The organism is Rhodococcus rhodochrous (genome assembly GCF_014854695.1).
Lineage (GTDB): Bacteria > Actinomycetota > Actinomycetes > Mycobacteriales > Mycobacteriaceae > Rhodococcus.
This window is the reverse complement of sequence record NZ_CP027557.1, coordinates 203,234-229,991: the sequence shown is the minus strand read 5'-3', so window position 1 is coordinate 229,991 and position 26,758 is coordinate 203,234. Positions and strand designations below refer to the sequence as shown.

Annotated in this window: 18 protein-coding genes and 1 pseudogene; 9 read left to right on the top strand and 10 right to left on the bottom strand. The window is 68.3% G+C overall.

Features of this window, described 5'->3' with window-relative positions:
* Positions 1-52: 52 nt before the first annotated feature.
* Positions 53-1,612, bottom strand: coding sequence for a SpoIID/LytB domain-containing protein (locus C6Y44_RS01055; RefSeq protein ID WP_159416991.1), 1,560 nt, complete (start codon positions 1,610-1,612; stop codon positions 53-55).
* A gap of 273 nt (positions 1,613-1,885) precedes the next feature.
* On the opposite strand from C6Y44_RS01055, the gene C6Y44_RS01050 reads away from it, so the two are divergent.
* A complete protein-coding gene (locus tag C6Y44_RS01050; protein WP_159416992.1) occupies positions 1,886-4,030 on the top strand; it encodes an N-acetylmuramoyl-L-alanine amidase in 2,145 nt (714 codons plus the stop codon).
* 25 nt (positions 4,031-4,055) lie between these two features.
* Here the strand turns inward: C6Y44_RS01050 and C6Y44_RS01045 are convergent, their stop codons facing one another.
* Together C6Y44_RS01045 and C6Y44_RS01040 are read right to left on the bottom strand one after the other, a co-directional pair.
* Complete coding sequence (locus C6Y44_RS01045) at positions 4,056-4,919, bottom strand: HAD family hydrolase (RefSeq protein WP_404817782.1); 864 nt, start codon at positions 4,917-4,919, stop codon at positions 4,056-4,058.
* 4 nt (positions 4,920-4,923) lie between these two features.
* Positions 4,924-5,739 carry a lysophospholipid acyltransferase family protein gene (locus tag C6Y44_RS01040; protein WP_159416993.1) on the bottom strand — a complete coding sequence of 272 codons (816 nt, stop codon included), beginning with the start codon at positions 5,737-5,739 and terminating at the stop codon, positions 4,924-4,926.
* Positions 5,740-6,021: 282 nt separating this feature from the next.
* Here C6Y44_RS01040 and C6Y44_RS01035 point away from each other — a divergent pair, with 282 nt between their 5' ends.
* The 3 genes and pseudogenes from C6Y44_RS01035 to C6Y44_RS01025 all read left to right on the top strand — a co-directional run.
* Positions 6,022-7,572, top strand: coding sequence for a Rieske 2Fe-2S domain-containing protein (locus C6Y44_RS01035; RefSeq protein ID WP_159416994.1), 1,551 nt, complete (start codon positions 6,022-6,024; stop codon positions 7,570-7,572).
* A gap of 72 nt (positions 7,573-7,644) precedes the next feature.
* On the top strand, positions 7,645-8,634 hold the full coding sequence (locus tag C6Y44_RS01030) for an ABC transporter substrate-binding protein (protein WP_159416995.1): 990 nt from the start codon (positions 7,645-7,647) through the stop codon (positions 8,632-8,634).
* Positions 8,635-8,638: 4 nt separating this feature from the next.
* Positions 8,639-9,718 (top strand): annotated as a pseudogene (locus tag C6Y44_RS01025) (enterochelin esterase domain-containing protein); the annotation flags it as partial.
* A 29-nt stretch (positions 9,719-9,747) separates the two neighbouring features.
* Here the strand turns inward: C6Y44_RS01025 and C6Y44_RS28040 are convergent.
* The gene (locus tag C6Y44_RS28040) at positions 9,748-10,947 is read right to left on the bottom strand and encodes an MFS transporter (RefSeq protein ID WP_159416997.1); all 1,200 of its coding nucleotides are present in this window, start codon (positions 10,945-10,947) and stop codon (positions 9,748-9,750) included.
* 92 nt (positions 10,948-11,039) lie between these two features.
* On the opposite strand from C6Y44_RS28040, the gene C6Y44_RS01020 reads away from it, so the two are divergent.
* Positions 11,040-11,540, top strand: coding sequence for a PaaI family thioesterase (locus C6Y44_RS01020; RefSeq protein WP_006553428.1), 501 nt, complete (start codon positions 11,040-11,042; stop codon positions 11,538-11,540).
* A 19-nt stretch (positions 11,541-11,559) separates the two neighbouring features.
* On the opposite strand, the gene C6Y44_RS01015 is transcribed toward C6Y44_RS01020, so the two are convergent.
* From C6Y44_RS01015 to C6Y44_RS01000, 4 genes are read right to left on the bottom strand one after another with little or no spacing between them, the layout of a single operon-like run.
* On the bottom strand, positions 11,560-12,906 hold the full coding sequence (locus C6Y44_RS01015) for a glutamate-1-semialdehyde 2,1-aminomutase (RefSeq protein ID WP_159416998.1): 1,347 nt from the start codon (positions 12,904-12,906) through the stop codon (positions 11,560-11,562).
* A gap of 2 nt (positions 12,907-12,908) precedes the next feature.
* The gene (locus C6Y44_RS01010) at positions 12,909-14,189 is read right to left on the bottom strand and encodes a GNAT family N-acetyltransferase (protein WP_159416999.1); all 1,281 of its coding nucleotides are present in this window, start codon (positions 14,187-14,189) and stop codon (positions 12,909-12,911) included.
* The gene (locus C6Y44_RS01005) at positions 14,176-15,744 is read right to left on the bottom strand and encodes an oligosaccharide flippase family protein (RefSeq protein ID WP_159417000.1); all 1,569 of its coding nucleotides are present in this window, start codon (positions 15,742-15,744) and stop codon (positions 14,176-14,178) included. The genes C6Y44_RS01010 and C6Y44_RS01005 overlap by 14 nt, the downstream gene beginning before the upstream one ends.
* Positions 15,745-15,791: 47 nt before the next feature.
* Positions 15,792-17,183 (bottom strand): polysaccharide pyruvyl transferase family protein, encoded by a 1,392-nt coding sequence (locus tag C6Y44_RS01000; RefSeq protein ID WP_106200799.1) that lies wholly within the window; start codon positions 17,181-17,183, stop codon positions 15,792-15,794.
* Between the two features lie 208 nt (positions 17,184-17,391).
* Here C6Y44_RS01000 and C6Y44_RS00995 point away from each other — a divergent pair, with 208 nt between their 5' ends.
* The 4 genes from C6Y44_RS00995 to C6Y44_RS00980 are packed head-to-tail and all read left to right on the top strand — an operon-like array spanning position 17,392 to position 23,796.
* Positions 17,392-18,903: a P-loop NTPase family protein gene (locus C6Y44_RS00995; protein ID WP_159417001.1), complete on the top strand. Its 1,512-nt coding sequence runs from the start codon at positions 17,392-17,394 to the stop codon at positions 18,901-18,903.
* On the top strand, positions 18,900-20,405 hold the full coding sequence (locus C6Y44_RS00990) for an O-antigen ligase family protein (protein WP_159417002.1): 1,506 nt from the start codon (positions 18,900-18,902) through the stop codon (positions 20,403-20,405). Before C6Y44_RS00995 ends, C6Y44_RS00990 begins: the two co-directional genes overlap by 4 nt.
* Entirely contained in the window at positions 20,402-21,487 is a 1,086-nt protein-coding gene (locus C6Y44_RS00985) for a glycosyltransferase family 4 protein (RefSeq protein WP_159417003.1), read from the top strand. The genes C6Y44_RS00990 and C6Y44_RS00985 overlap by 4 nt, the downstream gene beginning before the upstream one ends.
* Positions 21,466-23,796 (top strand): glycosyltransferase, encoded by a 2,331-nt coding sequence (locus tag C6Y44_RS00980; RefSeq protein ID WP_225623691.1) that lies wholly within the window; start codon positions 21,466-21,468, stop codon positions 23,794-23,796. Before C6Y44_RS00985 ends, C6Y44_RS00980 begins: the two co-directional genes overlap by 22 nt.
* A 17-nt stretch (positions 23,797-23,813) precedes the next feature.
* Here C6Y44_RS00980 and C6Y44_RS00975 read toward each other — a convergent pair whose 3' ends face one another.
* Together C6Y44_RS00975 and C6Y44_RS00970 are read right to left on the bottom strand one after the other, a co-directional pair.
* Positions 23,814-25,136 carry a putative glycoside hydrolase gene (locus tag C6Y44_RS00975; protein ID WP_225623690.1) on the bottom strand — a complete coding sequence of 441 codons (1,323 nt, stop codon included), beginning with the start codon at positions 25,134-25,136 and terminating at the stop codon, positions 23,814-23,816.
* A gap of 92 nt (positions 25,137-25,228) precedes the next feature.
* Positions 25,229-26,608: a phenylacetate--CoA ligase family protein gene (locus tag C6Y44_RS00970; protein WP_192378611.1), complete on the bottom strand. Its 1,380-nt coding sequence runs from the start codon at positions 26,606-26,608 to the stop codon at positions 25,229-25,231.
* Positions 26,609-26,758 lie beyond the last annotated feature (150 nt).

Below are 26,758 nucleotides of genomic sequence, written 5' to 3'. Positions count from 1 at the left end.
ACCGGCCGGCCGCCCTGTTCGGGCGACCGGCCGGTCGAGGTGTGCCGTCGGGTTACTCGGCGCTACCCGTGCTGGGGAACCAGTCCTCGAGGAAGCTCGCATCGATCACCTGCGCACCGAGGTCCGGTGTCCACACGATCGCGCCGCCGGTGAAGATCCGGAACTTACCGATCTCGTCGGGCAGCATCAGCTCGGGGCCGATGGGCGAGCCGAGCACGCTGTCGACGCCGCCGAGGTCCAGATAAGCCTGCTCGATGGGTGAGGTGCCGGTGCCGCTGCCGAAGGGATCGGTGCCGGTCTCGGGGCCGGGTTCGGGCGCCGGAGTGATCTCCGGGGCGTCCTCGTCGATGCCTTCCTTGACGGTGAACCAGTCGGAACGCAGTCCCAGCTTGGTCCGTGCCTCGGCACCCGTGGTCTCGATGGTGCGGTCGGAGCCGACCACACGGACCCGGGTCACTCGACCACCCTCGGGTCCGAGATTGTTGCGGGAGAGCACCTCGAAGGCCTGGAGGTCGCCGACGCCGAACTTGCTGCCGATCTCGGCCGCGGTGAAGGTCTTGGCCCATTCGCGGTTCGGGGCGACCTTGTCGCCCTCGTCCTCGACGGGCGGGAAGGTGCCGCCGGCCGAGTAGCCACCGGTGGAGGCGGAGAACTCGCTGCGCACGACCTCGCCGTCCTTCATCAGGACGGTTCCGCGGGTGGTGCGCACACCGTCGTCCGTGCGCGGATCCTCGACGCCCGACCCGCCGTAGACCTGACAGTCCGTGGTGTCGCAGGTCTGCCACTTCTCGTGACGCTTCTCGGCGAGGGCGTAGGACCGCGCGGCGATGGCCTGCGCCCGCAGCGCCTCGGCACCACCGGTGTCGGCCCAGGCGGGCAGCGCCTCGGCGGGGACCACGCTGCGCAGGTAGTCCTCGACGTGGAGGCGGTTGACGGTGCGCGGGGCGGTGCCGTCGAGCACCACACCGAGGGCACCGCGGTAGGTCTTGTCGTCCGAGCACATGGTGAGGTGCTCGTTCACGGGACGGTCCTCGGCGAGGTCGATCGGGTCGACCCACGGCAGGTCGGTGGCGGCTTGCCACAGCACGTCGCCGCTGCAGCCCTCGGTGACGACGACGTTCGCACCGCCGTCCGGGGTGGGTGTCAGGTGCGCGGCCTCGCCGGGCGCGAGCTGCTTACCGGCGACGATCATGCCGGTGTCGGAGTAGACGTCGAGGGTGTGGTCGTCGCGCGCCATGAGACGGACCGCGATCATCGCGTCGTCGACCGTGCCGAGTTCGGTGCCGCCGTAGTAATGGCCGATGATCCGTTCGGCGGTCCATCCGTCCTGGGCGTAGCCGTAGGCACCCCACTGCCCCATGCCGCGACCGTGGCCGTGACCGAAGCCGCTGAACGTGAAGGGCGTGTCGGCCGAAACCGCTTGCACGACACCCGGTGCCGACTGGTTGCTCTGGACGAGCGCGCCGACGCCGGCTCCGACGAGCAGCGCGGGAGCGACCCCGATCGCGGCAGCACGGGCGACGGAGGGACGCCATCCGTTGCGCAACGGCCTGCCGAGGATGATGCGCCGCCTCCGGATCTTGCCTCTGCGCCCGATGGACTGTCGTGACATGACATTGCTCCCTCGTTGTCGCTCTGGGCGCGAACTCGTGATCCGCGATATCGGACAATTTCGACCGATCCTCAAGCTCAGGTTGAGGCTTAAGGTTTGCTGCGTCTAGTGTGACAAGAGTGACGGAGCTAGGCAACAAATGTCACAGAAGCAACACAAGAATCACGAGTTACAGAACTTTCGTGTCCGAACCGGACTACGGAAGCGACACGTAAGGGACGATTCGAAGTCGGAACCGTCCGCTGGAGCACCAACGACAGGGAGTAGCAAACAGTGCCGCATCGCCGCCCCAAGCCGTCGATCGTCCTGGGTGCCGTCGCCGCCCTGGCCGTCGCGACGCCCTTCGCCGTCACCGGGCTGACCAGCACCGCTCCCGAGATCCGGAATGCCAACGACACCGTCGAGGCAGTGGCACCCGATATCGCGGAAGTCGTGCTCGCCTCGGTGCCCGACCTGATCATCCCGCTCGAGGAACTGACCGGTCTCAACCTGCCGGACCTCAGCCTGAAGGAGATCGTCGACGGCCTCCCGCAGATCACGACTGCTCCCGACCCGAACGGCGGACTCGTCCAGCGCGTCGGTGCGACCGTCAAGGAACTCACCCGCGACACCCCGTTCAGCCTCGTCGCGCTCGCCGCCGAGGACGTCGCCGCCACCGACGCGCTCATCCGCGCGCAGAAGGACGACGGCAGCTGGGGTCCCTGGACCGCGACCGAGCCGATCGAGACGCGCGCCGACGACGCCACCGCCGAAGGACGCACGGGCACGGAGCCGATCTACGTCGGTGCCACGCGTGCGGTGCAGGTGCTGCTGACGCCGCGTCCCGGCCCCGAACCGAATCTTGCCGGCGCGGAGGCCCCGCCGGCGCCCGAAGCTCCTGCTCCCGCTCCCGAGGCACCCGCCCCTGAGGCACCGGCGCCCGGAGCTCCCGCTCCTGCAGCACCGGTGGAGGCCCCGGTCCCCGTCGACGAGGCACCCGCGCCGGTCGCTGCACCCGCAGCCGATGCGCCCGACCTCGGATACGTGCCCGCGTCCTCGTCCAAGCCGCTGCGCGAGAACCCGCTGCAGGCAGCCGCCGAAGCGGTCAGTGCCGTGCTCATCTCGCCCGGCAGCAGCGAGGCGGACGCGCGACTCGAGGACATCGCGAGCCCGCTCGGCAACTCCGGCCTGAAGGTGATCACCCGCCAGCAGTGGGGCGCCGACGAGTCGATGCGCTGCCAGACCCCGACCTACGACGACTCCCTCGGGGGCGCGACCGTGCACCACACCGCGGGCAGCAACAACTACTCGAAGGCCGAATCGGCCGAGATCGTGCGCGCGATCTACGCGTACCACGCACGCACGCTCGGCTGGTGCGACATCGGATACAACACGCTCGTCGACAAGTACGGCCAGATCTTCGAGGGTCGCGCCGGTGGTCTCGAGCGCAACGTGCAGGGCGCCCACTCGGGTGGTTTCAACGAGAACACCCACGGCATCGCGATGATGGGCGACTTCTCGACCCAGGCCCCGCCGCAGGCCGCAGTGGAGTCGGTCGGCAAGTTCCTCGGCTGGCGACTGGCACGGGCGGGGCTCGACCCCAAGGGTCGCACCACCATGTACTCCGAGGGCACGTCGTTCACTCCGTACCCGCGCGGCACGGCGGTCGACCTGCCGATCATCTTCGCGCACCGCGACGTGGGCAACACCAGTTGCCCGGGCGACGCCGGTTACGCGCAGATGGGGAAGATCCGCGACATCGCCGCAGCCGCGGCGAAGGGTGGCGGTGGCAGCCCGCAACCGTCGAACCCGCAGCCCTCGAACCCGAAGCCGTCGAACCCGCAGCCCTCGAATCCGTCACCGTCGAACCCGTCGCCGAACGTGCCGGACGTCAACGTCGGAGCGCTCGCCTCGGGCTCGGCCGACACCGCCGAAGGTGTCGTCGACGAACTGATCCGCCTCAGCGGTCACCCGCTGGTCCAGAAGTGGCTCGCCGAGGGCGGCGAACTCGGACGGCTCGGTCAGGCGGTGACCTCGATCCTTCCCGCGGTCAAGAGCGGTTTCGAACGAGTGAATTTCGTCAACGGTGCCATCTACACGTCACCGAACGGCGGCACGTGGACGGTACTCGGCGAGATCTACAAGGCGTGGGAGAAGAACGGACTCGACGCTGGTGAGCTGGGGTTGCCCACCAGCGACGAGTACCGGGTGCCGGACGGTTGGCGTTCGGACTTCGAGTTCGGCTCGCTGATCTTCAACGAGGTCACGGGTGTCGTCACCAAGGTGCTGCGCGCCTACGACGACGCCTACGACCAGGCGATGCAGGATCAGCCGGCCGACGTCGCAGGACCCGCACCCGAGGGTGCTCCTGCGCCCGAACCCGGACCCGAACCGGCACCTGCGCCGGAACCGGCACCCGCACCGGCGCCCGCGGGCTGACCCGCAGCGCACCGGTAGGAACGAGTCACCGCCACCACCGTTCGAGAACGCGGGCCACCCCGTCCTCGACGTTGGTGGCGGTGACTTCGTCTGCGACCGACTTCGCGTCCGGATGCGCGTTCTCCATCGCCACGCCGTGACGCGCCATCGACAGCATCGGGATGTCGTTGGGCATGTCGCCGAAGGCCACGAGATTCTCGTGGGAGACACCGAGCATCCGGGCCATCTCCTGGAGACCGGACGCCTTCGTGACCCCCGCCGCGGAGATCTCGATGAGCCCGTGGGTCGTCGAATAGGTCACGTCGACCAGCCCGTGCAGTTTCGGCACGAGAGCCTCCGCCATCTCCCGGCTGGTCGCGCCGGGGAGCCGGACGAGCAATTTGATGGCGGGCTCACCGATCACCTCGTGCTCGGCGAGTTCGGTGTTGTCCGGATTCAGCCAGGCGTGTTCGTAACCGGGAGCGCTGACGAACTGCGGCGTCGCCGCGTCGTGGGCCCGCTCCCCCACCCGCTCCGCGGCCAGACCGCAACCGGGAAGCACCGACGAGGCAACCTCGGCGAGCCACGCCAGTTCGTCGACCTCGAGCACCGCGGCGCTGAGCACACGGTCGGTGGAACTGTCGTAGAGCACGGCACCGTTCGCGCACACCGCCATCGGCGCGTAGCCCAGTTCCTCGACCACCGGCGCGATCCAGCGCGGCGGGCGGCCGGTGGCCAGAACGAACGGAACACCGGAGTCGACCACCGCATGCACCGCGGCGCGGGTCCGATCGGACACCTTCTCGGTGTCGTCGATCAGGGTGCCGTCCACGTCCGTGGCCACCAATCCGGGACGCGACGCGTCCGTGATGTGGTCCCGATACGGCTCTCGACTCGACTCTGCGTTCACTCCGTCATTGTGCCGAAGTACCGCGGTCGCCGCCTGCGTCGTCGTTGCCGCTACCGGCAGCACCTTCACGGGCGGCACGTTCGCGTGCCTTCCGCGCGCGGCGCTCGGCGGCCGCGGCCTCGTCCAGGGCGGTCGCCTCCTCGAGGGTCGGCGCGGATCCGCCCAGCCGGCGGGGCACCCAGTAGGCGCCGGCCTCGTGGGTGTAACCGTCCTGGACCCGGTGGAGCATCTTTTCCATGGTCGCGTGGAGCTGCGCGGTCATCTCCGCTGCCGGCTCGAACGGTTGGATGGGGGCGCCCACCTCGATGGTGATCGGGGTGTTCGTACGTCCGAGCCGCTTGGGGTGGCCCTTCGTCCACACCCTCTGCGACCCCCAGATGACCATGGGGACCACGGGGACACCGGCTTCGTTCGCCATCCGCGCCGCGCCGGACCGGAACGCCTTGAGCTCGAAGCTGCGGCTGATCGTCTCCTCCGGGAACACACCCACGAGCTGCCCGGCACGCAGCGCCTCGACGGCGAGACGGTAGGACTCGCCGGCGTCGCCGCGGTCGACGGGGATGTGCTTCATCGCGCGCATCATGGGGCCGGAGATCTTGTGGTCGAAGACTTCCTTCTTCGCCATGAAGCGGATGTACCGCTTGGTGACCCGGGCGGGGATCCCGGCGTAGGTGAAGTCCATGTAGCCGGTGTGGTTGATCGCGATGACCGCACCACCCGTCGCCGGGATGTTCTCCGCCCCGGTGATCGCGAATTTCAGCCCTTGCGCTGCGAAGAGCGTGCGGGCGACACCGATGATGGTCCGATAGAAGGGTTCCACGCCGGTCAGCCTAGCGGGGCCCGGTGGAGGAACGACCGTGATCATCGTCGAAAGGCGATGCTGTGCGCGGCGACCTCGAATCCTTCGATGCCGCGGCCGCCTCCGTCACCCCGATCTCGGAGGTGTACACGAGTGTGACGATTCCGATCGTCGAGGCCGGTACACCCCGTGACCTGGTGGTCCTGCTCACGACGGGTAGCAACGGGTACTGCCTGGGCGCAGTGGACCGACTGGCGGCGCCTACCCTGGTAGGCGTCGGTCAGCACGTCAGGAGGGTACGAAGTGCAGATCACCAGCGTCGGACACGCCGGTTTCCACATCCAGACCGAAGCGGGGTCCATCCTGTGCGATCCGTGGGTCACGCCCGCGTACTTCGCCTCGTGGGTGCCCTTCCCGGACAACACCGGTCTCGACTGGGACGCTCTCGGCAACGTCGACTACCTGTACGTCTCGCATCTGCACAAGGATCACTTCGATCCCGACACGCTGAGCAAGCACGTCAACAAGGACGCGACCGTCCTGTTGCCCGATTATCCGGTGCCGGACCTGCGTCGCGAGCTCGAGAATCTCGGCTTCACGAAGTTCTTCGAGACCACCGATTCCGTGAAGCACACGGTAAGTGGTCCCGAGGGCGATCTCGACATCATGATCATCGCGCTGCGCGCGCCGGCCGACGGACCGATCGGCGACTCGGGCCTGATCGTCTCCGACGGTGAGTCGACCGTGTTCAACATGAACGACGCGCGGCCGATCGACATGGACGTCATGCACGAGGCGTTCGGGAAGATCGACATCCATCTGCTGCAGTACTCGGGCGCCATCTGGTACCCGATGGTCTACGACATCCCGAAGAAGACCAAGGCCAACTTCGGCAAGCAGAAGCGCCAGCGCGGCATGGACCGTTGCCGCAGTTACATCGACCAGGTCGACGCGACGTGGATCGTGCCGTCTGCCGGTCCGCCGGTCTTCCTCGACGACGACCTGCGCGACCTCAACGACGACCACGGCGACGAGGGCAACATCTTCCCCGACCAGCAGGTCTTCCTCGAGCAGCTGCGCATCCACGGCCGCGAGGGCGGCCTGCTCATGATCCCGGGTTCGGTGGTGGATCTGAAGGGCAGCGAGCACATGACGCTCACGCACCCGATCCCCGACGAGCAAGTCGAGGCGATCTTCACGAACAAGGCCGCCTACATCGAGGACATGGCGCAGCGTTTCGCTCCGGTGATCGCGGCGCAGAAGGCGACCTGGGCTCCCGCCGAGGGTGAGCCGCTGCTGTCCGCGCTCAAGGCGAAGTTCGAGCCGATCATGGCGCAGTCCGATCTCATCTGCGACGGCATCGGCTATCCGGTGGGTCTTGTGATGGGCGACGAGACCGTGGTGCTCGACTTCCCCAAGCGCGTCGTGCGCGAACCCATCGAGGGAGAAGGCAAGTACCGCTACGGTTTCCGCATCGCCCCCGAGCTCGTGCGCACGGTTCTGCGCGACGACGAGCCCGACTGGGTCAACACGATCTTCCTGTCCACCCGGTTCACGGCCTGGCGCATCGGCGGCTACAACGAGTTCCTCTACACCTTCTTCAAGTGCCTGACCGACGAGCGCATCGCGTACGCCGACGGCTGGTTCGCCGAGGCGCACGACGACTCGGCGTCGATCGAGTTGGGCGGCTACGAGATCCAGCGTCGCTGCCCGCATCTGAAGGCGGACCTGTCGAAGTTCGGTGTCGTCGACGGCACCACGCTGACCTGCAACCTGCACGGCTGGCAGTGGGATCTCGAATCGGGCCGCTGCAAGACCTCGAAGGGGCACGAACTGCGCAGCAGCAAGTTGTGACAACGATGACGGCACAACCCGCGAGTTAATTAGTTTAGGCTTACCTAGCCCTTACGTTGTGGAAGGTGAGTCTTGAAGTCGCTCCGTCGTGTCGTGCCGCTACTGGCCGTCCCCTTGGCCCTGACCGTCGCCTGCTCGGGTTCGTCCGATCCCGCAGGCTCCACCGAGCCTCCGGGAGAGAACCGAACCGTCAGTGTCGCCGACCGGTTCGGCGAGGTCACGCTCGACGAGACACCCGAACGCGTCGTCACCCTGTCGGTTTCCGACAACGACGCCGCTCTGGCGGCCGGAGTGGTGCCGGTGGCCATGACCGCTTCGGTGGTCCGACCCGTCATGCCGTGGACCGAGGATGCGGTCACCGAACTCGGAGGCACTGTCCCACCCTTGCTCGAGTTCACCGAGGTGCCCGTCGAAGAGATCGCCTCCTACGAACCCGACCTCATCCTCGCCACGGGAATCGAGCTGGAGAACTCGGTGTACGAGCAGCTTTCGGCGGTCGCCCCCACCCTTGCGCGTGCAGACGAGAAGAAGGCCGACAGTTGGACGCAGCAGACGCAGCGTGTCGCCGAACTGTTCGGGGTCCGCGACGAGATCGACGCGCGCATCGAAGCGGTCGAGACCGAATTGGCGTCCGCCAAGGAGCAGCATCCCGAACTCGACGGCGCGACCTACGTCGTATCCCTCCTGCATTCCACCGACCGGGCCGGATTGCTGACCGGGCCGGATTCGGCGACGAGCCAGCTCTTCGGTGACCTCGGACTCGTACCGTCCCCTGCCACCGAGCAGTACGTCGCGCAGGGCAAGGACAACCAGATCAGCCCGGAGAACTTCGACCTGTTCGAAGCGGACGTGTTCATCGGCTATTTCCCGGACGAGTCGTTCCGCGAAAGCTACTCCGCCATGCCGGTCTTCGCGTCGTTGGACGTCGTTCGGGAGGGTCGTCACTACGTGCCCACCGACGAGGAGTGGCGCGCCTTCCGCTCGACGAGCCTGCTGAGCATGGCGTGGCTCGGTGAGCAGTTGCCCGAGAAGATCGCCGCTGCGGTCCGCGGCGACGCCTGACGCCATGACCGACGACACCGGCGTGCCTACCCCATCTCCTCGGAAACGGCTGCCCGCCCCGGATCGCAGTGCCGTCACGCCTCCCGAGGCTGCCTACCGCTCGCGCGTGATCGGGGACGGTACGCCGGTGTTCACCGCCGACGACGACGGCTGGATCGCGACCTTCACGGTGAGCGCAGACCGGATGCCGCCCTTCACCGCCGAGGTGTTTCTCGACGTCAACTGCGTGACCGACCGCAGCCGCATCGCCGAGGGCACGATGCGGCGCGATCCGGACGGTCGGTCGTGGACGCATTCGGTCCGGGTACCCAGCGCTTGGCGTGGTTCCTACGCTTTCATTCCGTCGGCCGGCCCGATCGACGGACCGGAGGACGGAGAGAACGAACGCGAATGGTGGATCCGGTTCCGTCGCAATGCAACCGGGACCCGAGAAGGTGCAGCTCCCGATGCACCACCACAACGCTTCCGGACGGGAGAGCCGCCTGCGGGAGATCTTCACACCTCGATCGTCGTGCTCGACGGAACCCCGCGCCGCGTACACACATATCTTCCGCCTCTACCGGGACGGGGCACGGTACTGCTGTTCGACGGCGACGAGATCCTCGCCCACGGAGTACTCGCCGCCTTCGACGGCACCGCCTCACCGGCACGTGTCGTGGCCGTCGAGCACGTCGGTGCCGACGGTCCGGCACGCAACGTCCGTGCCTCCGATCTGACCGCCAACCCGCGCTTCCGGGACGAACTGCTCGCCCTCGTCGACGAGCAGGTGATCGTCGGCGGTTGCTCCTACGGTGGTCTCGCGTCGATGTTCTTCGCATTGACACGCCCGGACATCGTCGCCGGTGCGGCGTGTCTCTCACCGTCGATGTGGTGGCACGACGACCGGGGGCGCGACGTTCCGACGATCGCCGAGGCCGATCGTGGTGGCAGGGTGCCCATCTTCTGCGAGGCCGGCTCACTCGAATGGATGATGCTCGACGAGATCGACTCGGCTGTGAGCCGTCTCGGCCGTGCCGGGCATCCCGTCCGTTCCGCGCGGTTCGCCGGCGGCCACGACTGGGTTCAGTGGCGAGAGCGGCTTCCCGCCCTCGTGGCCGAACTGCTCCCCGACCCTCATGGGCCGGAGAATGGAGCCGAGCGCGCTGCGGGCAACAGTCTCGGCGCGACCACGCCCAGCCCGACCAGCGGGAGCACCGTCACCGCGACCAGCACCGCCATCGGCAACCACAGCGAGCCGAGCGCGTAGGCAGCGAAGATCGCCACCGACAGCACCTCGCTCGTCAGGCCGACGACGGAGGAGACGGTCGCCCGGGCGCGACCGGACATCGTGTCCTGCAGGCGCGCCTCGGCGACGATCGCTGTGTTGTGCAGCGCGCCGTAACCCACACCGATCGCCGTGAATCCGGCGATCCCTCCGGCGAGTGCACCACCGGCGATCAGTGCCGATCCGACGATCACGACGGCACCCATGGTGCGGCCGCTCATCGCCGCAGTCCGTCCGGCGGTCGCGGCACCGACCACCTGTCCGACGGCCGTCAGCGCGACCAGCACCGGCACGAATCCGGTCTCCGCTCCCGATTCGCGTGCGAGGAGAGCGAAGTACTCGTCGAAGGCGAGACAGGCGAGCAGGGCGGCCGCGAGGACGACCGATCGTCGCACGGCCCGGTCGGTGCGGATCTCGGACGTGCCGGCCCGCAGCGACGACATGTAGCGGACGAGGACGGTGTCGCCGCTGCCGGCGATCTCGTCGGCCTCCTCCACCTTCGGTGCGGCGGGAAGCGTTCCCACGAGCGCGATGTCGACGACGGTGATCGCGACCGACACCCAGCCCACCAGGGCGTAACCGCCGAGTTCGAACAGCGGTGCCGCCGTGAGGATCGCGACGAAGACGCACGTCATCTCACCCGCGTTGGCGTATCCCATGATCGCCGCGTACCGGTGTTCGCACCCGCGCGCGGCGAGTTCGTCGTAGACGAGGGCCTCGAAGGTGCCGGATTTCATCGACTCGCTGATGCCCCACAGGACGAAGCCGAGCGCGAACCCCCAGTAACCGGGCCACACCAGCCACATCGTGAACGCGGCGGTGAGCAGGGCTCCGCTGCCGAACAGCAGACCGCGACGGGAGACGGTGTCGGCCCACGCGCCCGACGGCACCTCGGAGACGAAGGCGACCACCGACCACAGGACGAACAGCGACGAGATGGAACGGGTGTCGAGACCGTGATCCTCGAACAGCAACGCGTACAGGCCGTAGAGCGGCACGAACTCACGGACGGACGCGTACGCGACCACCCGCGCGGACAGCGAGGTCATCGGGTCGGATCAACATCGACGGCGCATGCAACGAGAATGGCACGCCCGGCTCCACATGTCACCCCTCCGGAGGTGGGATACGGTCGGTCATCGTGAGCACGGACGAGCAACAGCAGCGGCAGCGTACCTACACGTGGGAGGACCCGGCACCGACGTCGGCGGCCAACCGCGACATGCACGGACTCGACTTCCTGCGCGGGCTGATGGACGGGACGATCCCGCACCACCCCACCTCCCGCACGCTCGGTTTCACCGTCACCGATGCCGGCGAGGGTTTCGCCGAGGTCACCCTCGAGCCGCAGGAGTTCCACGCCAACGCGGTGGGCAGCATCCACGGCGGTGTGCTCGCCACCCTCTTCGACACCGCGATGGGCTTCTGCGTGTCGAGCACCCTCGAGGCCGGGGTCGGGTACACGACCCTCGACCTGCAGGTCCGCTACGTCCGCCCGGTGCAGACCGGGAAGGGTGTCATCCGTGTGCAGGGCTTCTGCGAGCACACCGGACGGCGCACGGCGACGGCGCGCGGCGAGGCCCGTGACTCGGAGGGCCGCCTGCTCGCGACGGGCTCGACCACCTGCCTGATCCTGCGCTGACCGTTTCCTGCACCGACCGCTACGGCAGTCGGCGCGGGGCAGCGAAGCGGCGGAGCGCAGGCGCCACCGGCCGTCCGCGCAGGAGACCCCGGACGCTCCCGGCGTCGATCGCCTTCCGGTACACCACGAGCGCCGCTTCCACCGCGGCGACGGTGAGGTCGATGTCGTCGTCGGTGTGGGCCGCCGACACGACGAACGACTGGCCCAGGACCCCGCGGTCGAGCAGTTCCGCGAGGAACAGCGTCCGGTACTCCTGCGAGGGCGTCCCGTCGGGTCCTCGCGTCGAGAACACCAGGCAGGACGGTCTGCCCTCGACCCGGACGTACTCGTCGAGTCCCATCTCCGCCGAGAGCGCGTTCACCGCGGTGGCCAGACGCGTTCCGGCAGCCTCCATCCGTTCGATCGGCCGCTCGGTCCCGTACGCACGTACCACTGCACGGAAGGCTGCGAGCGACGCCGCTTCCGGTCCGTGGGTGGTCGAGAGCAGGAAGACCCGTTCGGCGTCGGTCCCGAGTCCGCCGAGTTCCATGTACTCGCGGCGACCGGCGAGCGCGGAGATGGGGAATCCGTTCCCCATCGCCTTGCCCCAGCACGACAGGTCGGGCCGCACGTCGTAGACCGACTGCGCCCCGTGCTCCGACCAGCGGAACCCGGTGATCATCTCGTCGAGCACCATGAGCGCACCGTGGCGATCGCACAGCCGGCGCACTCCCTCGAGGAATCCGGATGCGGGTTCTGTTGTAGCAGTGGCCGCTTCGAGGACTACGCACGCCACCGGATGCGACGTGAGGGCAGCGTCGAGCGATGCGAGGTCGTTGTAGCGGAAGCGCAACGTGAGCGATCGCGAACTCTCCGGGATGCCCGCGCTCATCGGCGTGGTTCCGATGAACCAGTCGTCGACGGAGAAGAAGGGGTGGTCGCAGACCGCGATGTGATCGCGCCCGGTGACGGCGCGCGCGAGACGGACCGCCGCGGTGGTGGCGTCGGATCCGTTCTTGGCGAACTTGACCATGTCGGCGCCGGGCACGAGCGACAGGAAGTCCTCGGCCGCTTCGACTTCGAGGAGGGTGGGACGGCTGAAATTCGTCCCTCTCCGTACGGCTTCGGTGACGGCCTCGACGACCGGGCGGTAGCCGTGTCCCAGCGTCACCGACCGCAGTCCCATCCCGTATTCGACGTAGCGGTTCTCGTCGACGTCCCACACGTGTGCGCCGTCCCCGTGGGTGAGGATCGGCGTCATGTGTTCGGGATACTGGTCCGGGCCGCGGGCATAGGTGTGGGCACCTCCGGGCACGAGTTCGTGGAGGCGCCGCTGGAGGTGGGCGGATCTGTCGAATTTTGCTGATAGGTCGACGGATTCGGTCATCGTCATTCTCCCGCGGGGGTTGCGTGATCGAGTTTGTATGTCTCGCTGTCTGCGCTGCCGTCCGCGACCTTGGCCCACAGGTCGAGATCACGCAGCCGGTCGTCGTGTGTGGTGATGCCTCGCATCCGTCCTTCGAGGGTGAGCCCGAGCGCCTTCGCGAAACCGGCTGCCACCGCGTTGCAGGAATCGACCCCGGTCTGTACCCGCTCGATGTTCAGCACCCCGAACGCCCGGTCGAGCAGCCATCCCGCTGCCTGCAGGAGCGCCCGGTGACTGTCGTCGCCGGTCGCGTCCACACGCAGTGTGGCGTCGTGCCGGACGAGATCGATCGGTTCGAAACCGACCGTGCCGAGGTGCCGGCCGTCCTTCTCCACGCGGTATCCGAAGGCGTGCCCCGACCAGCCCGCCCACGGTGAGCTCGGTTGCCACATCCCTTCCAGGACGGCGTCCTCCTCCCGGCGGTGTTGTCGCAACAGAGGAGCGGACAGGGCGTGGACCGGTCGCAGGATCAGCCCACCGACGTGAGCAGGTGCCGCTTGCAGCGCTGCTCGTCCGGGGGCCAGCCGTTTCGCGGTACCGAGCACGAAGCGGCAGCCGGTCGCGAGACTTCTCGGCGAGATGCGCCGGTCGACGGAGCACACCGGCAGGACGAGGGGAACCGAGGGATCGGACCACTGCGCGGTCAGTCCCTCGCCGGGCACCCGATCGGCCGTCATGGCGAACAGGATGTGGTCCTTGCGACGGCCCCCTGCCGCGAAGGACTTCTTCATCGTCGCCTCCCGGACGAACCCGAGCCGGTCCGCGCCGCGGGCGGCCGGGAGGTTGTCGACACAGATCGGCGCGGTGAGCCGGTACAGCCCCAGGGCGGTGAACGCGTGGTCCATCAAAATCGATATCGCCAGGTGCCCGATGACCCGGCCACCCACCGCCGAGTCCATCCAGATACCCAGCTCCGCGGAGCGGCTCACGTGATCGATGCCGAACAGGTTGACCTGTCCGGCGAAACGCCCGTCGACCTCGATCACGAAACCGCGCGATCGGCGGCAGGATCGCAGGTGCAGGCACTCCTGCACCCATTCCTCCTGGGTGTGCCGCGCCTCCCAGGACAGCTCACTGGCCGCCCAGAACGGTTCGATGATGGCCCGGTCGCGCAGCCGGATCCGGCGCCACTCCCGATGGTCCGAGAACCGCGGGGGCCGGAGCCGGACCACCTCCCCGGACCGCGCGACCGCGGCGAGCTCGGCGGAGCCGTGTTTCTCGGGATGGGTTCTAGGAATCGACACGGGTATCCCTCCTCGTCCTGACGGCGGTTGCGGCAAGTCGGCCGACCGTGCCGACCAGGTCGGTCGTGGCGGATCTCGCGAACACGCCGAGCGCCAGAAGATAGGCGGCTGCGAAGACGAGTGCGTCGAGTGCCAGCAAGGCGACGGCGACGAGGGTGGGGTGCGTATCGCTCTGTGCGAGATGGTGTTCGAACAACCAAAGCACTACCGTCGCGACTGCCGCGGCGGGCAGCGGGGGAAGAATCGCACCCGCGAGCTGCGAGAGCGACACCGGGATGCATCTCTTCGCGAGGGCCATGACGACGATCCCCACGACGATGGCCGTGATCGACACGGACAGTGCTGCTCCGACGAGGCCGAAGAATCCGACGAACACGAGCAGGAGCACCAGACCCACACCGACCTCGGTGAGTGTGTACCAGTTCAGCAGGCCCGTCCGGCCGCATCCCTTGATGATCTCCTCGCTCACGCAGATGAACGCCTTGCCGAGGCTGAGACCGGCCAGGGCGACGACCACCGGTCCGGCTCCGCGCCACGGCTCCCCCAGCACGACGACGACGGCGGGTGTGCCGGCGGCGATCATCAATCCGGAACACGCGGCGGCACCGATGGTCGCCCACTGCAGGGCGCGCAGATAGGCCGAGACGAGCCTGCCTGGGTCCTTGGCGATCCGTGAAAAGGCAGGAAACAGTGCGACCGAGCCGATCTCGATGATCGCCATCGCCGGGATCCGGGCGATCCGCTGGCCGTACCGGAAGAAGCCGAGGTCGGAGGCGCTGAGTCCTCGGCCGACCACCACCGCCTCCGTCGCCGCCTGTACGCGCGAGCCGATCATTCCGAACACGAGAGGTGCTCCGTATCGGGCGAGTTCGCGCCAGAGGGCGAACGAGGCGCGACCGCGACCCGGCCGCCAGCTGGTGATCGACCAGACCGACACCACCAGGGTGATGTACGAGACGTAGGTGCCGGCCACCATGCTCCACACACCCCAGCCGAGAGCGGCCGTCGACACCGCGACCGTTGCGTAGCTGACGGCGACGGCGGGACCGACGATCAGCCGCCTCTTGACGCTGAACTCGCGTTGCAGCATGGCTTCCGGCACGTTGGCGACCGAATAGACCAGCAGTACTCCGGAAGTCGCGGCGGCGACCAGCCCCGCGGTGGTGTTGTCGAAGATCGCCGCGATCACGGGTGCGGCCACGAGCGCGCCGATGCTCATGACGATCCCGGCCAGCAGGGTCACGCGGAAGACGGTCTCGGCCGCGTCGGCGACGTCGGTGTCGCGCTGGATGAGTCCCGACCGCAGTCCGCCTTCGACGAATGTGCCGAAGAAGGTCGTGAGAACCGTTCCCGCGACGAAGATGCCGATCTCGGCCGGGGTGAGCAGGCGTGCGAGGGCGACGGTCTGAGCGAGCGAGACCAGTTCGCAGAAGAGCAAGGCGACGGTCGACGCGCCGGCCACCCGTCCGATCGAGGACATCAGCGACCGCCCGGAGGGGCCGGTCTCCACCGTCCGGCCCGCAGGGTCCGTCTCTTCGGGGGTCGTGCTGCTCACTCCGGCGACATCCTTCCGACCTGTACTGCTCGGTGATCCCAGTGGTCTCAGTGGTTCTCGACCCGCGCCCGTTCGGCGAGCGCGAAGACGTGTTCGAAGGCCACGTGTCCCAGGCGGATCTGCTCCCGGGCACGGGCACGCAGACGACCGCGGACCTCGTCCGCCTGTTGCCAGGAGGTGCGCATCGCATCTGCGAGTTTGGTTCCGAGCGCGGGATCGTCGAGGTGCAGCAGGGTGAGGCCACCGCCGAACATGTCCTCGAGGCCACGGAACTTGTCGTCGTAGTAGCGGGTCGACGACAGGGCGACCACGGGGATTCCCCGCGAGAGCGCGAACACCGCGAGGTGGTAGGCGCCGGTCACGAGGACGCGGCACCTCGACACCTGTTCGACGAGCTGTCCAGGTGAGGTGTACCGGGGTGGCGGTTCGGCCACCGAGTCCGCTCCGCGCACGATGGGCAATGTCGAACGACGGTCCTGGGAGCGGTATTCCGCGATGATCAGCGGCACCAGCGTCGAGGAGTACTCGGTGGCCACGGCCTGCACGACCCTGCGGACGGTGTCGCGGGCGATCTCCGAGACGGGTGCGTAGGCGGCGAGACGCAGGCACACGCCGATGTCGGTTCCGGGGCCGGTGTCGCATTCGGTGTAGGCGAGTTCGATCGCGTCGTCGCCGGTGACGAGGATTCGATCGTCCGGCACACCGGCCCGTTCGAGGATGGCCGGGCCGCGAAGGTTCTCCCGCAGGGAGACGAAGTCGACGCGCGGCATCACCTCGGCCGCGCGTTTCTGCAGGAGGGGGTCGTCGAGCGGTCCGAGGCCCTGGCCGACCATGGTGACGGGAACACCGTGGTCGCAGGCGTGCTCGATGAGGGTGAAGACACGGTGGGCCTGGGCGGCATCGGAATCGGTGATGTAGCCGCCTCCGAGCACGAGCAGGAGGGAGGCCTTCTCGACGGCGGCCGCGCTGCCCGGGTGCACCGGCCGGCGAGCGGCCGCCTCACTGGCGGAGACGGGCGCTTCCACGGCCTGTTCGGACGGGAGACGCGTGCGGACGAGCCGCTCGAGCCGCCGGCGCAGTCCGCGTGCCTTCTGCGGGAACCACACCCGGAAGCGGACCATGCCGAGGGCGATCGGGCCGACGATGTGCGGTCCCAGTGCAGCGAAGAAGTCCTCGGCGACCGTCGGCTCGGCCCAGGGGTCGGTCGAGAGGACGGTGATCCCCTTCGCCGTCGGGTGGTAGGCGCGGAGCAGGAGCGGGACGTCGGTGAGCACGCCGATCTGCGCGTCGGGCCATCTGCGACGCAGGCGCGTGATCGTGACCTCGAGCATCGCCAGGTCGCCGTTGTTGCGAAGCCAGTACTCGCTGCTCTCGATGAGAATGCGGACCGGCCGCGCGGCCGGTTCGTCCGAGTGCAGTCCGAAATGATTGTCGATCATCCGATGATCCGATCCTCGATGAGAGAGGGTCCGGGAGTCCCCGGCGGTGCGGTGTAGCGAAGCATACTCAGAATCAGGCTCATGGGTACGGTTCGAATCCATAATCCACCAAACTTGGGATTTAACAAACTAGAACTCTGCTCTATCGTGTAAAAAGATACTCTGAGATTGTTTTGAAGCGTCGTCTCCCGAGGACCTGGGGTACCCCATGACACACACGAACACCACGACCGACGCCGATACGCTCGACACGGCGACGACCGTCGGGATCCAACTTCAGCGCATCCGCCACTTCTGGCCCCTCGTCCTTCTCATCACGCTCGGAGCCGTGATCGCGTCGGCCGTGAGCACCTACACCGCCGAGCCGAGCTACACCGGCCGGACGGTGCTGATCGTCTCCTCGCCGGGACGTGTCCCCGAGGAGGACGCCGTCATGGTGCGGGGCTACATCGATCTGTTCAATGATCCCGCCTACCAAGCGCGACTTCGGGATTCGACCGACCTCCCGCCGGGCACGACCTTCGAGGCACGCACCGCCGCCGCGAGCTCGATGATCTTCGTCGAGGCAACGGCCGGTACCGATGTGGGAGCCAAGGACGCCGCCCTGGCCCTGGCCACGAACTTCCGGTGGGACGTCGACGCGGTGCGGCGGGCCGAGAAGGACGCCTCCCTCGATGCACTCCGCAGCCAGCTGGACGAGCGGCGCAGACTGCTCACCGAAGGTGCGGATCCCGCCTACACCACCCAGCGGATCATCGAGCTCGAGACGCTGATCCAGCAGTTGCAGGGCGACTCGACCAACCAGCTCCAGATCCTGCAGCCCGACGCCGGCATCGCGATGTCCGAACCGAGCATGTCCCGCAACGTGCTGGTCGGACTCCTCGGCGGCCTCGTCCTCGGCTCCGTCGCCGCAGTTCTCGCCGCCTTGTTCTCCCCCACCCTCGGCACCTCCCACGACGTGCACACGAGGACGGGAGTGAATCCGGTCGTCGAGATCCCTCGCGGGGGAAGCCGGCGCAAGGGCCGCGCCCGGCATCTCGGCTTCGTCCGCCTCGCGACCCGCGCCGGACATCGCCAGGTACCGCGGCCGGGGACCCTGGCCGTCGCCTCGCCCACCCGGACACCGGCGACCGGCCAGGTGGCACGGGCGATCGCCGAGTTCTGGGCCGGTGAGGGCGAGCGCGTCGTCCTGCTCCACGCCGACATGCACACCGTCACGGTGCAGGAACGCACCGCGGCCGACGATGCCGTCACGGTACGCACGGCACTCGTCCGGGATCTCCTCGACGACCCGGACGCCCCGCTCAACCGCGAACGGTTCACCCACCTCCTGCGACGGCTCCGGGCCGATGCCGACCTCGTGATCGTCGAGGTCCCGCCGCTCACCGAGGACCCCTTCGCCCACTCTGCGTGTGTCGTGAGCGACCGCACCGTGCTCGTCCTGGATCGGCGCTCGGGACGGGTCGGTCCCACCCGCGAGGCTGTCGAACTGCTCGCCGACGCCGAACTGCTCGGCGCGGTCCTCGTCGACCCCCGCACCGGACGCTCGCTCGTCCGCCGTCTCTTCCGCCGCGACAAGCGGGGCGAGTCCCTCGCCACGGTGCGCTACGAACGGATCGACAGCCTCGGCCCCGACACGACGGCGATCTCGTCCAACGGCCACCATCCCGACCGGGACGCCGCGACACTGCTGTCCGGCAAGCCGGGTGCAACACCATGACCACCGCAGGAACCGTCCGGCCGGGCATCCGATCGTCGGGAGCCCGGTTCGGACGCGCGGCGCTCACGGCCGCCACGGCTGCGGGCCTGCTCGTCGCCGCGGCCCTGGCCGCATTCGTCCTCCCGGGCGAACTGCTTGCGCTGATCCTGCCCGGGGCGGTGGGACTGGCCGTCATCGCCGCGGCGGTCTACCACCCGGCCACCGCGGTGCTCGTGCTGATCGTCGCAATGTTCTTCCGGCTCCCCACACCCGAGATCCCCATGCTGCCCGTCGATCTGTTCGTCTTCCTCTTCGCGGTCGCGCTGGGGTCGTTCGGGCTCTGGATCACCGTGCGCCCCGATCGCATCCGGCAGCTGGGCATGCTCGAGATCTTCATGGGCCTGTTCGTCCTGTGGAACTTCTGGTCGATGTTCGCCTCGCACCGCTTCCCCGCGGTGGTTCCCCTGACGAGTCAACCCACCTCGGTGTCCCGCTTCATCATCATCGGCACGGTCATCCCGTTCGCCGTCTTCGTCATGGGACGCCTGAGTTTCGACCGGGAGCGTGCGGTGCGGGGCATGCTCTGGACCGTCACCGCCATCGCGGCGTTCTCGGCGATGATGAGCATCTTCCAGCTCAAAGGCCCGACCGCTCTGGTGTGGCCGCGCTACATGCTCGAGAACGAGCACTGGCCGGGCCGCGCGGTGGGTGTCACCAATCAGCCCGTCGGCAACGGGACGATCCTCATCTTCGGATTCATCGTCACGGTCGTCCTGGCCTCGCAGAGATCCGAACCCGTCTGGCTCCGGCGCCTCGCCGCCGTGATCGCCGTGGCCTGCGCCTACGGCGTCTTCCTCACCTACACACGCGCGGTGTGGCTGGCGTTCGGGATCGTCGTCCTCGTCGGACTGCTGTGCGCCCGCGGCTTCCGCCGCGCCTTCGCCCTGACGGCCACGGCGATGGTGGTCGCGGTCGCGATGAACTGGTCGACCTTCACCAGCGCCGACCGGAAGGCCGGCGGCGTGGGTTCGACGAGCGAGATCCACGACCGGCTCAACGCTATGGCGACGGCCTTCTGGGCGATCCGCGAGGAACCGCTCACCGGGTGGGGTGTCGCGCGTTTCGTGTCCGTCAACACCTTCTTCCACCGGGCGTGGGGACCGAGCATCCCGTGGGAGGGCGGATTCGGTATCGACGCCCACTTCACGGAACTGGGGATCTTCGCCGAACTCGGCATCGTCGGTGGTCTGTTGTGGATCACGGTGCTCGTGCTGCTCGTCGTCCAACTCGTCCGCGCCTACCGCAGGTTGCCACCGGGTCGGCTCACCGGGCAACCGCTCGCGATCGCGGCCGTCCTCGCCGTGCTGTGCCTGCTCGTCACCGGGTTCACCGCCGAACTCCGCAATTTCGATGTCACCAATGCGATGGCACTGCTCATCGCCGGTGTGGCGATCGGATGGTCCGACCGGTTCGTCCCGCGGAAGCGGGATCCCGAGAGATCCCCGGAGGAGGTCTCGTCATGAATGCCCCACGGGCGCTGTGGGTCTCCACCAGCACATCGACCCGAGGCGGTGTCGCCTCGTTCGTCCGCACGATGCAGGGAACCGATCTGTGGAGCGACTGGCACATCGAACACATCGGCACCCATCGCAACGGTTCGATCCCCCTCCGGATCGTCGCCTTCGCCGTCGGGCTGGTCTCGTTCACCTACACGGTGATCCGGAGGCGACCCGACGTCGTACACCTCCACACCGCCTCGTACGGAAGCTTCGTCCGGAAGGCCACGCTGGCATGGATCGCACGCGCCGCCCGCATCCCGGTGATCCTCCACGTCCACGGCGCCGAGTTCCACCGCTTCTACTCCCTGTGCCCCAAGCCCGCCCGGGCCGTCATCCGTGCGACCCTCACCGAGGCCGACGCGGTGATCGCACTCGGGGAGAGGTGGGCGTGCCGCCTGCAGGAGATAGCGCCCCGCGCCCGGATCGTCGTCGTGCCCAATGCCGTCCGGCCCCGGACGCCCGTTTCCCAACTGCCGGACGGGCGACCCGTGAACGTGCTCTTCCTCGGCGAGGTCGGTGAACGCAAGGGCACCTTCGTCCTGCTCGAGGCATGGGCGCGACTCGCGCACGAAGGAGCGGTCTCCGGCGCGCATCTGACGATCGCGGGTGACGGTGCCGTGGACGCGGCCGCACAGCAGGTCGCCGAACTCGGTATCGACGACACCGTCACCATCGCGGGATGGACGGCACCCGAGAAGGTTTCCGGACTGCTCCGGGACAGCCGGATCCTCGTGCTGCCGTCCCGGAACGAAGGTCAACCGATGGCGATCCTCGAAGCCATGGCGGCCGGATTGTGTGTGGTGGCCAGTCCGGTCGGCGGGATACCTGATCTCGTCGACGCCGATTCGGGAATCCTCGTCCCACCCGATGATCCCGACGCCCTCGCCGCCGCCCTCCGGAAGGTCGTCACCGACGACGCGGAGCGGGCCCGTCTCGGCGCCGGCGCCTGGCGCCGGGTGTGCACGGAATTCGACGTCGACGTCGTGTCACGGCGTTTCGACATCCTCTACAGGGAGGTCGGCAGATGTCCCGTCCGCTGCGACTGATGTATGTCGTGCCGGATCTCGGTGTGGGCGGCGCCGAACGGCACGTCACCACCCTGCTCCCACGACTCGACCCCCGGCGCTTCACCTCGTGTGCCGTCTGCATCGGAGAACCCGGCGCGCTGTTCTCCGACCTGGTCGAATCGTCGATTCCCGCAACGGCGCTGCGCAGGACCAAGCGGCAGATGGTGCGCGCCCTGGTCGATCTGGTGCGGGAGATGCGCCGGTTCCGTCCCGACATCGTGATCACGCGGGGATACAACGCCGAGACGCTGGGACGGGTTGCGGCCTTCCTCGCCCGGGTTCCGCACGTCGTGGTGTGGGTCCACCACTGCGGTGATCCCGAACCCCGCGGCCGGCTCCGGCGACAGATCGACCGGTGCCTCGATCCGCTCACGGACTCCTATTTCGGTGTGGCCGAAGCCCAGCGCGCATTCATGACCGACGATCTCGGCTACCCACCCGAGAAGATCACCGTCGTGTACAACGGGGTCGATCCGTCGCTGTACGACACCACCGACGATCGCAGCGTGCTGCCCGAACTCGGCGTGCCCGCGGATGCTCCCACCGTCGGGATCGTGGCGGCACTGCGTCCGGAGAAGGACCACGCCTGTTTTCTCCGCGCCGCACGGCGGGTCGTCGACCTGCGACCCGATGTCCGTTTCCTCGTCATCGGCGACGGTCCGTGCCGCGAGGACCTCGAAGCGATCTCCGACGCCGCCGGTCTGCGCGCGAATGTCGTCTTCACCGGTGCGCGCAGCGACATCCCCCGCATCCTCCACGCACTGGATCTCGTCGTCCTGTCGTCGTACAGCATCGAGTGCTTCCCCATGGCCCTGCTCGAAGCCATGGCCTCCGGCCGCCCCGCGGTGTGCACGGCCGTCGGCGGCGTCCCCGAGATGCTGGTCGACGGGGTCACCGGCCGACTCGTGCCTGCCCGCGACGAACGAGCACTCGCCGACGGAATGCTCGAACTGCTCGACGATCCCGAACTCGCCCGCAAGATGGGGCGAGCCGCGCGGGAACGCGTGGAATCGGAGTTCACACTCCTCCGAAGTGTCGAGGGCGCCCAGACCGCCCTCGTGGAAGCCGCACGGTCCGGAATCGTGCGCCCCGCACGGTCTCGAATCGTGCGACCCGCACGGCCGGCGGAGCGAGCCGATCGGACGGATCCCGTCCGCCTCACGCTCGTGCTGGACCAGACGTTCGTCGGGGGCGTCGAGGTCCTCATGCTCGAGGTGTTCCGGCACCTCGATCCGTCGGTCGTGCGCCCCCGTCTGGTGTGCCTGCGCGAAGCCGGCCCGCTCGCCGAGGAGTACCGGCGCGCGGGATTCGAGGTGGAGGTCGTCCCCCGATCCGGCCGTTACGACCCGCGCCGGTTGACGCGGCTCGTGCGCATGCTGCGTACCGACCGCACCGACGCCGTGCTCGTGACACACCACCACCACGCTGCCCTGGCACTCGGCAGGCCGGCCGCGCGACTCGCCCGGACACCCGCGAATCTCGTTGCCGCACACGACATGGATCTGACGAGCATCGGCAAGCGGTGCCTTCCCCGGTGGGCCGTGTCCACCCTCTTCCTTTCCGACGCCCTCGTGCTGCTGGGACCGCGCCAGGGCGACTATCTGCGCCGCGAGGAGGGAGTCGCCCGCCGGCCGTGGTCGCGCACACGAGAAGTGGTCATCACCAACGGGATCGACCTCGGCGATCCACCCACCGAGGAGGACCGCGACCGGGCACGCACGGCACTCGGGCTGTCCCCTGACGCCTTCGCCGTCGGTATCGTCGCGCGGCTGAGCCATCAGAAGGCACACCAGGTGCTGTTCGAAGCGGTACGAATCGCCGCACACACCCGTCCCGAACTGCGACTGCTGGTCATCGGAGGTGGCGAGAGAGAATCCGAACTACGCTCGCTCGCCGGCGATCTCGGTATCTCCGGCCGGACCGTGTTCACGGGTGTGCGCCGCGACGTCCGAGCACTGCTGCCGGGACTGGACGTGTCGGCGCTGTCGTCCGTCCACGAAGGTGCACCCATCACGGTCATCGAGGCCATGGCCGCCGGTCTTCCGGTGGTGGCCACCGAATGCGGCTGCCTGCCCGACATGGTCACCGACGGGACCGACGGCTTCCTCGTCCCGGTCGGAGACGCCGCGGCACTCGCGGAACGACTGTGCGTGCTGGCCGCCGACCGGTCACTCGCGCGCCGCCTCGGCGCGAACGGCCGCGAACGCGCGGAACGCGAGTACCGGATCTCCCGGACCGCACGGTCGTTCGAGGCCCTGCTCACCGAACTGACGGGCCGGTCGAACTGACGGGCAGATCGACCGGGTCAGTCCGTCCGCAGGAGGATGAGGCCGTCCAGCGGTTCGAGCACCACCTCGTCGGTGACGCTGCCGTCGTTGACGCTCGGGTCCTGCGTCCCCTGCAGGTGACGGTAGGGGCCCTCGAGGTACACGTGTTCGGCATTGTCCCCGCTGTTCACGAGGACGATCCCGTTCTCGAAGTCCCGGCGGAGCACGGTCCGTCCCGCGTCGCCCTGCAGACCGGCGTCGGAGACGGGCAGGCCCAGATAACCGGGGCCGAGTCCCGCCCCGTCCATCTCGTCGTAGTAGGCGGTACTGCCGTAGTGCAGGAGCATCGGCGCCCAGTAACCGTCTCCCAGGAGCGTGGCCGTGAGAAAGAAGCGCGCTCGTCGATAGGTGTCGGCCACACTCCGGCCCGTTCCCAGGCGGTCGATCGTCATCCACACTCCCGGTGATCGATGTCCCCCTCCGGCACTCGTCTCGAGATAGCGGTCGAGGTCCATGCCCGGATCGCGCTCGACCATCGGATCCGCGAAGCTCTCCCAGGCCCGCCCGTCGAGCAGGCCGTCGACCGGGCTGCGATCGCCGTTCGCGACGATGATCGCGTCGGGCATACGCTCCCGCATGATCCGCTCGGCCACGGTGAGTCCCCGCGCCCACGGCCCGTCGGGGCCGTAGATCTGCGAATCCGGTTCGTCCACACCGTCGCCGTCGATGTCCCACGCGTCCGCATCGGCCGAGTAGATCCGATCCCCCCAGACGTCGAGGAGGACACCGTCCCAGATCCCGGTCGACCAGACCTGATCGGCGACCCACTCCGCGGCGTACTCGGCATAGATCCTGCCGTCGATCCGCGGGGCCACGTCGGTGAGGTTGGTCATCGTCGTCCGGGGCCATTCGCTGACCGGCTCTCCCGATGCCGTGGTGGCGAGCCATTCCTCCGGGAAGGCGCTGCTGTTCGGGCCGTCGAACTGCCACAGGGCGTACCGATCGGCCCAGTATCCCGGCGATCCCAACGCTCCCGGAAGGTCGACGAGGTTCATGTACGCGAGCAGACGGACACGCGGGTTCCGTGACCGGAGCCCGTCGAAGTACGACTCCGGAACACGATGCGCCCATTCGTGATCGAGAACCACGAGATCGTATCGGGCGAGCTCCTCCATCGGAGGGAGGCGATCCTGGTCGAGATAGTAGGTGGCGGTTCTCGGGAAGGTCGGCTCACCGGTCGCGGGCATACCCGGCAGGGACATCGCTGTCGACGCCGCATTCGCGGTGGTGTCGCGCGCGGTGGGCGCCGCGCAGGACAGCGACGACGTCGTCACCAGCACGACGAGCAGGATGCGGGACACCGTACGGCCCTTCGATCCTCCGGATCGGTAGCGGTGCCGGGATCCTCCGGGTCCGCGGCGGCGCCCCGTTCTCCTGTACACGGGATGACGCCTCACTCTCCCGGACCCAGGCGATAGCCGGCGAAGGCCTCGGCCACGGCCGCCGGAACGGCACGGTCTCCCCCGCCCTCCACCACGGCCGTCTTGAGTTTTCCGGAGGCGGTGCGCGGCACGGCATCCAGGGTCACCACGCGGAGTTCCTGTCCCGGGCCGAACAACCGCTCGACATTGCGTCTGTACTGTTGCTCGACACGCTCGGCGTCGAAGCCCACGCCCGGAACCATCCGGATCTCGAACCGCCCGGGAGCAAGTTGCGCGATCTGCGCTTCGCGGACACCGGTGACGTTGTCGATCACGGTGGACGGCAACGGAAGCGGCCTGCCGTCCGCGGCGGTGAACGCGTCCTCGACCCGACCGTCGAGCGCTCCGAGGGTGGGGAATGCCCGACCGCACGCGCACCCGTCTTCCGGTGCCGGTCCGACCAGATCGCCCGTCCGGTAACGGAAGATCGGGAAACCCCAGTTGTGCAAGGGTGTTCCGATGATCTCCCATCTGTCCGAGACGCCGGGGACGGGTTCGAGTTCGACGATGCCGTAGTCGGGGAAGATATGCATCGTGCCCGCCTCGCACGTGCCCGCCATCGCGACGCGCTCCGTCTGACCGTAGTGATCGACGATCGGGCCTCGGAAGACCTCGCGGATCAGGGCGCGCTGGGCGGACCGCATCGTCTCGGAGGACGTGAGGACGGCGCGGACCGGGAGTTGCTCCCCCTGCTCGTACAGCAGTTCCGCGAGCAGACAGATGCTCGACGGCCAGCCGTCGATCGCGTCGGGACCGAACCTGCGGATGTCCCACACGATCGTGGGCAGATCGTCGGGGGTGAGCCGGTAACTCGACACCAGCAGCTGTCGTGCGCCGGGGACGATCTCGGTCGGGTTTCCGGAACGGTCGGCGGCGAAGTCGCTGCCGCCCAGCGTCACCCGGCGAGGGGCACGCGGCAGGCCGAACCAACTCCACTGCCGCTCGAGCACCCGCATCTCGTAGACCGACGAGCCCGGGGTCCGGTAGACGGTGACGGCCCGGCCCGACGTTCCGCTCGAATGGGCCTCCCACATCGCGCGCGCGGGATAGGCCCGGAACGTCTCGGGACGGTCCATCAGGTCGTTGCGGCGGAGGACGGGCAGGCGCCGCAGGTCGTCGAGGGTGCGGATCTCACGCGGGTCCACCTTCTCGCGGCGGAACCACTGCCGGTAGAACGGCGAGGCGACGGCCGCCCATCGCGTCATCGCACGGAGCCGACCTTCCTGGAAGGCGCGGATCTCGTCGGGGCCCGCCGCGGCGATCCTGCGGAGTTCACGGCTCATCGGGGCGGCGAGTGGATGCATACGCCGCACGCGGTGCTGGACGGCGACGAGTTTCTTCGGAGGTGCCATGGGCCCACCTTCGGTTCGGATGCGCTCGCGCTAAACATACCTGTAGTCTGATTAAGCGGCAATCTACAGACTTTGATTTTGCTACGGTGAGGATTCGCACCGTGCCGATCCCCTGTCGATCACCTCGTAACGGAGGTCCCGTGCAACCAC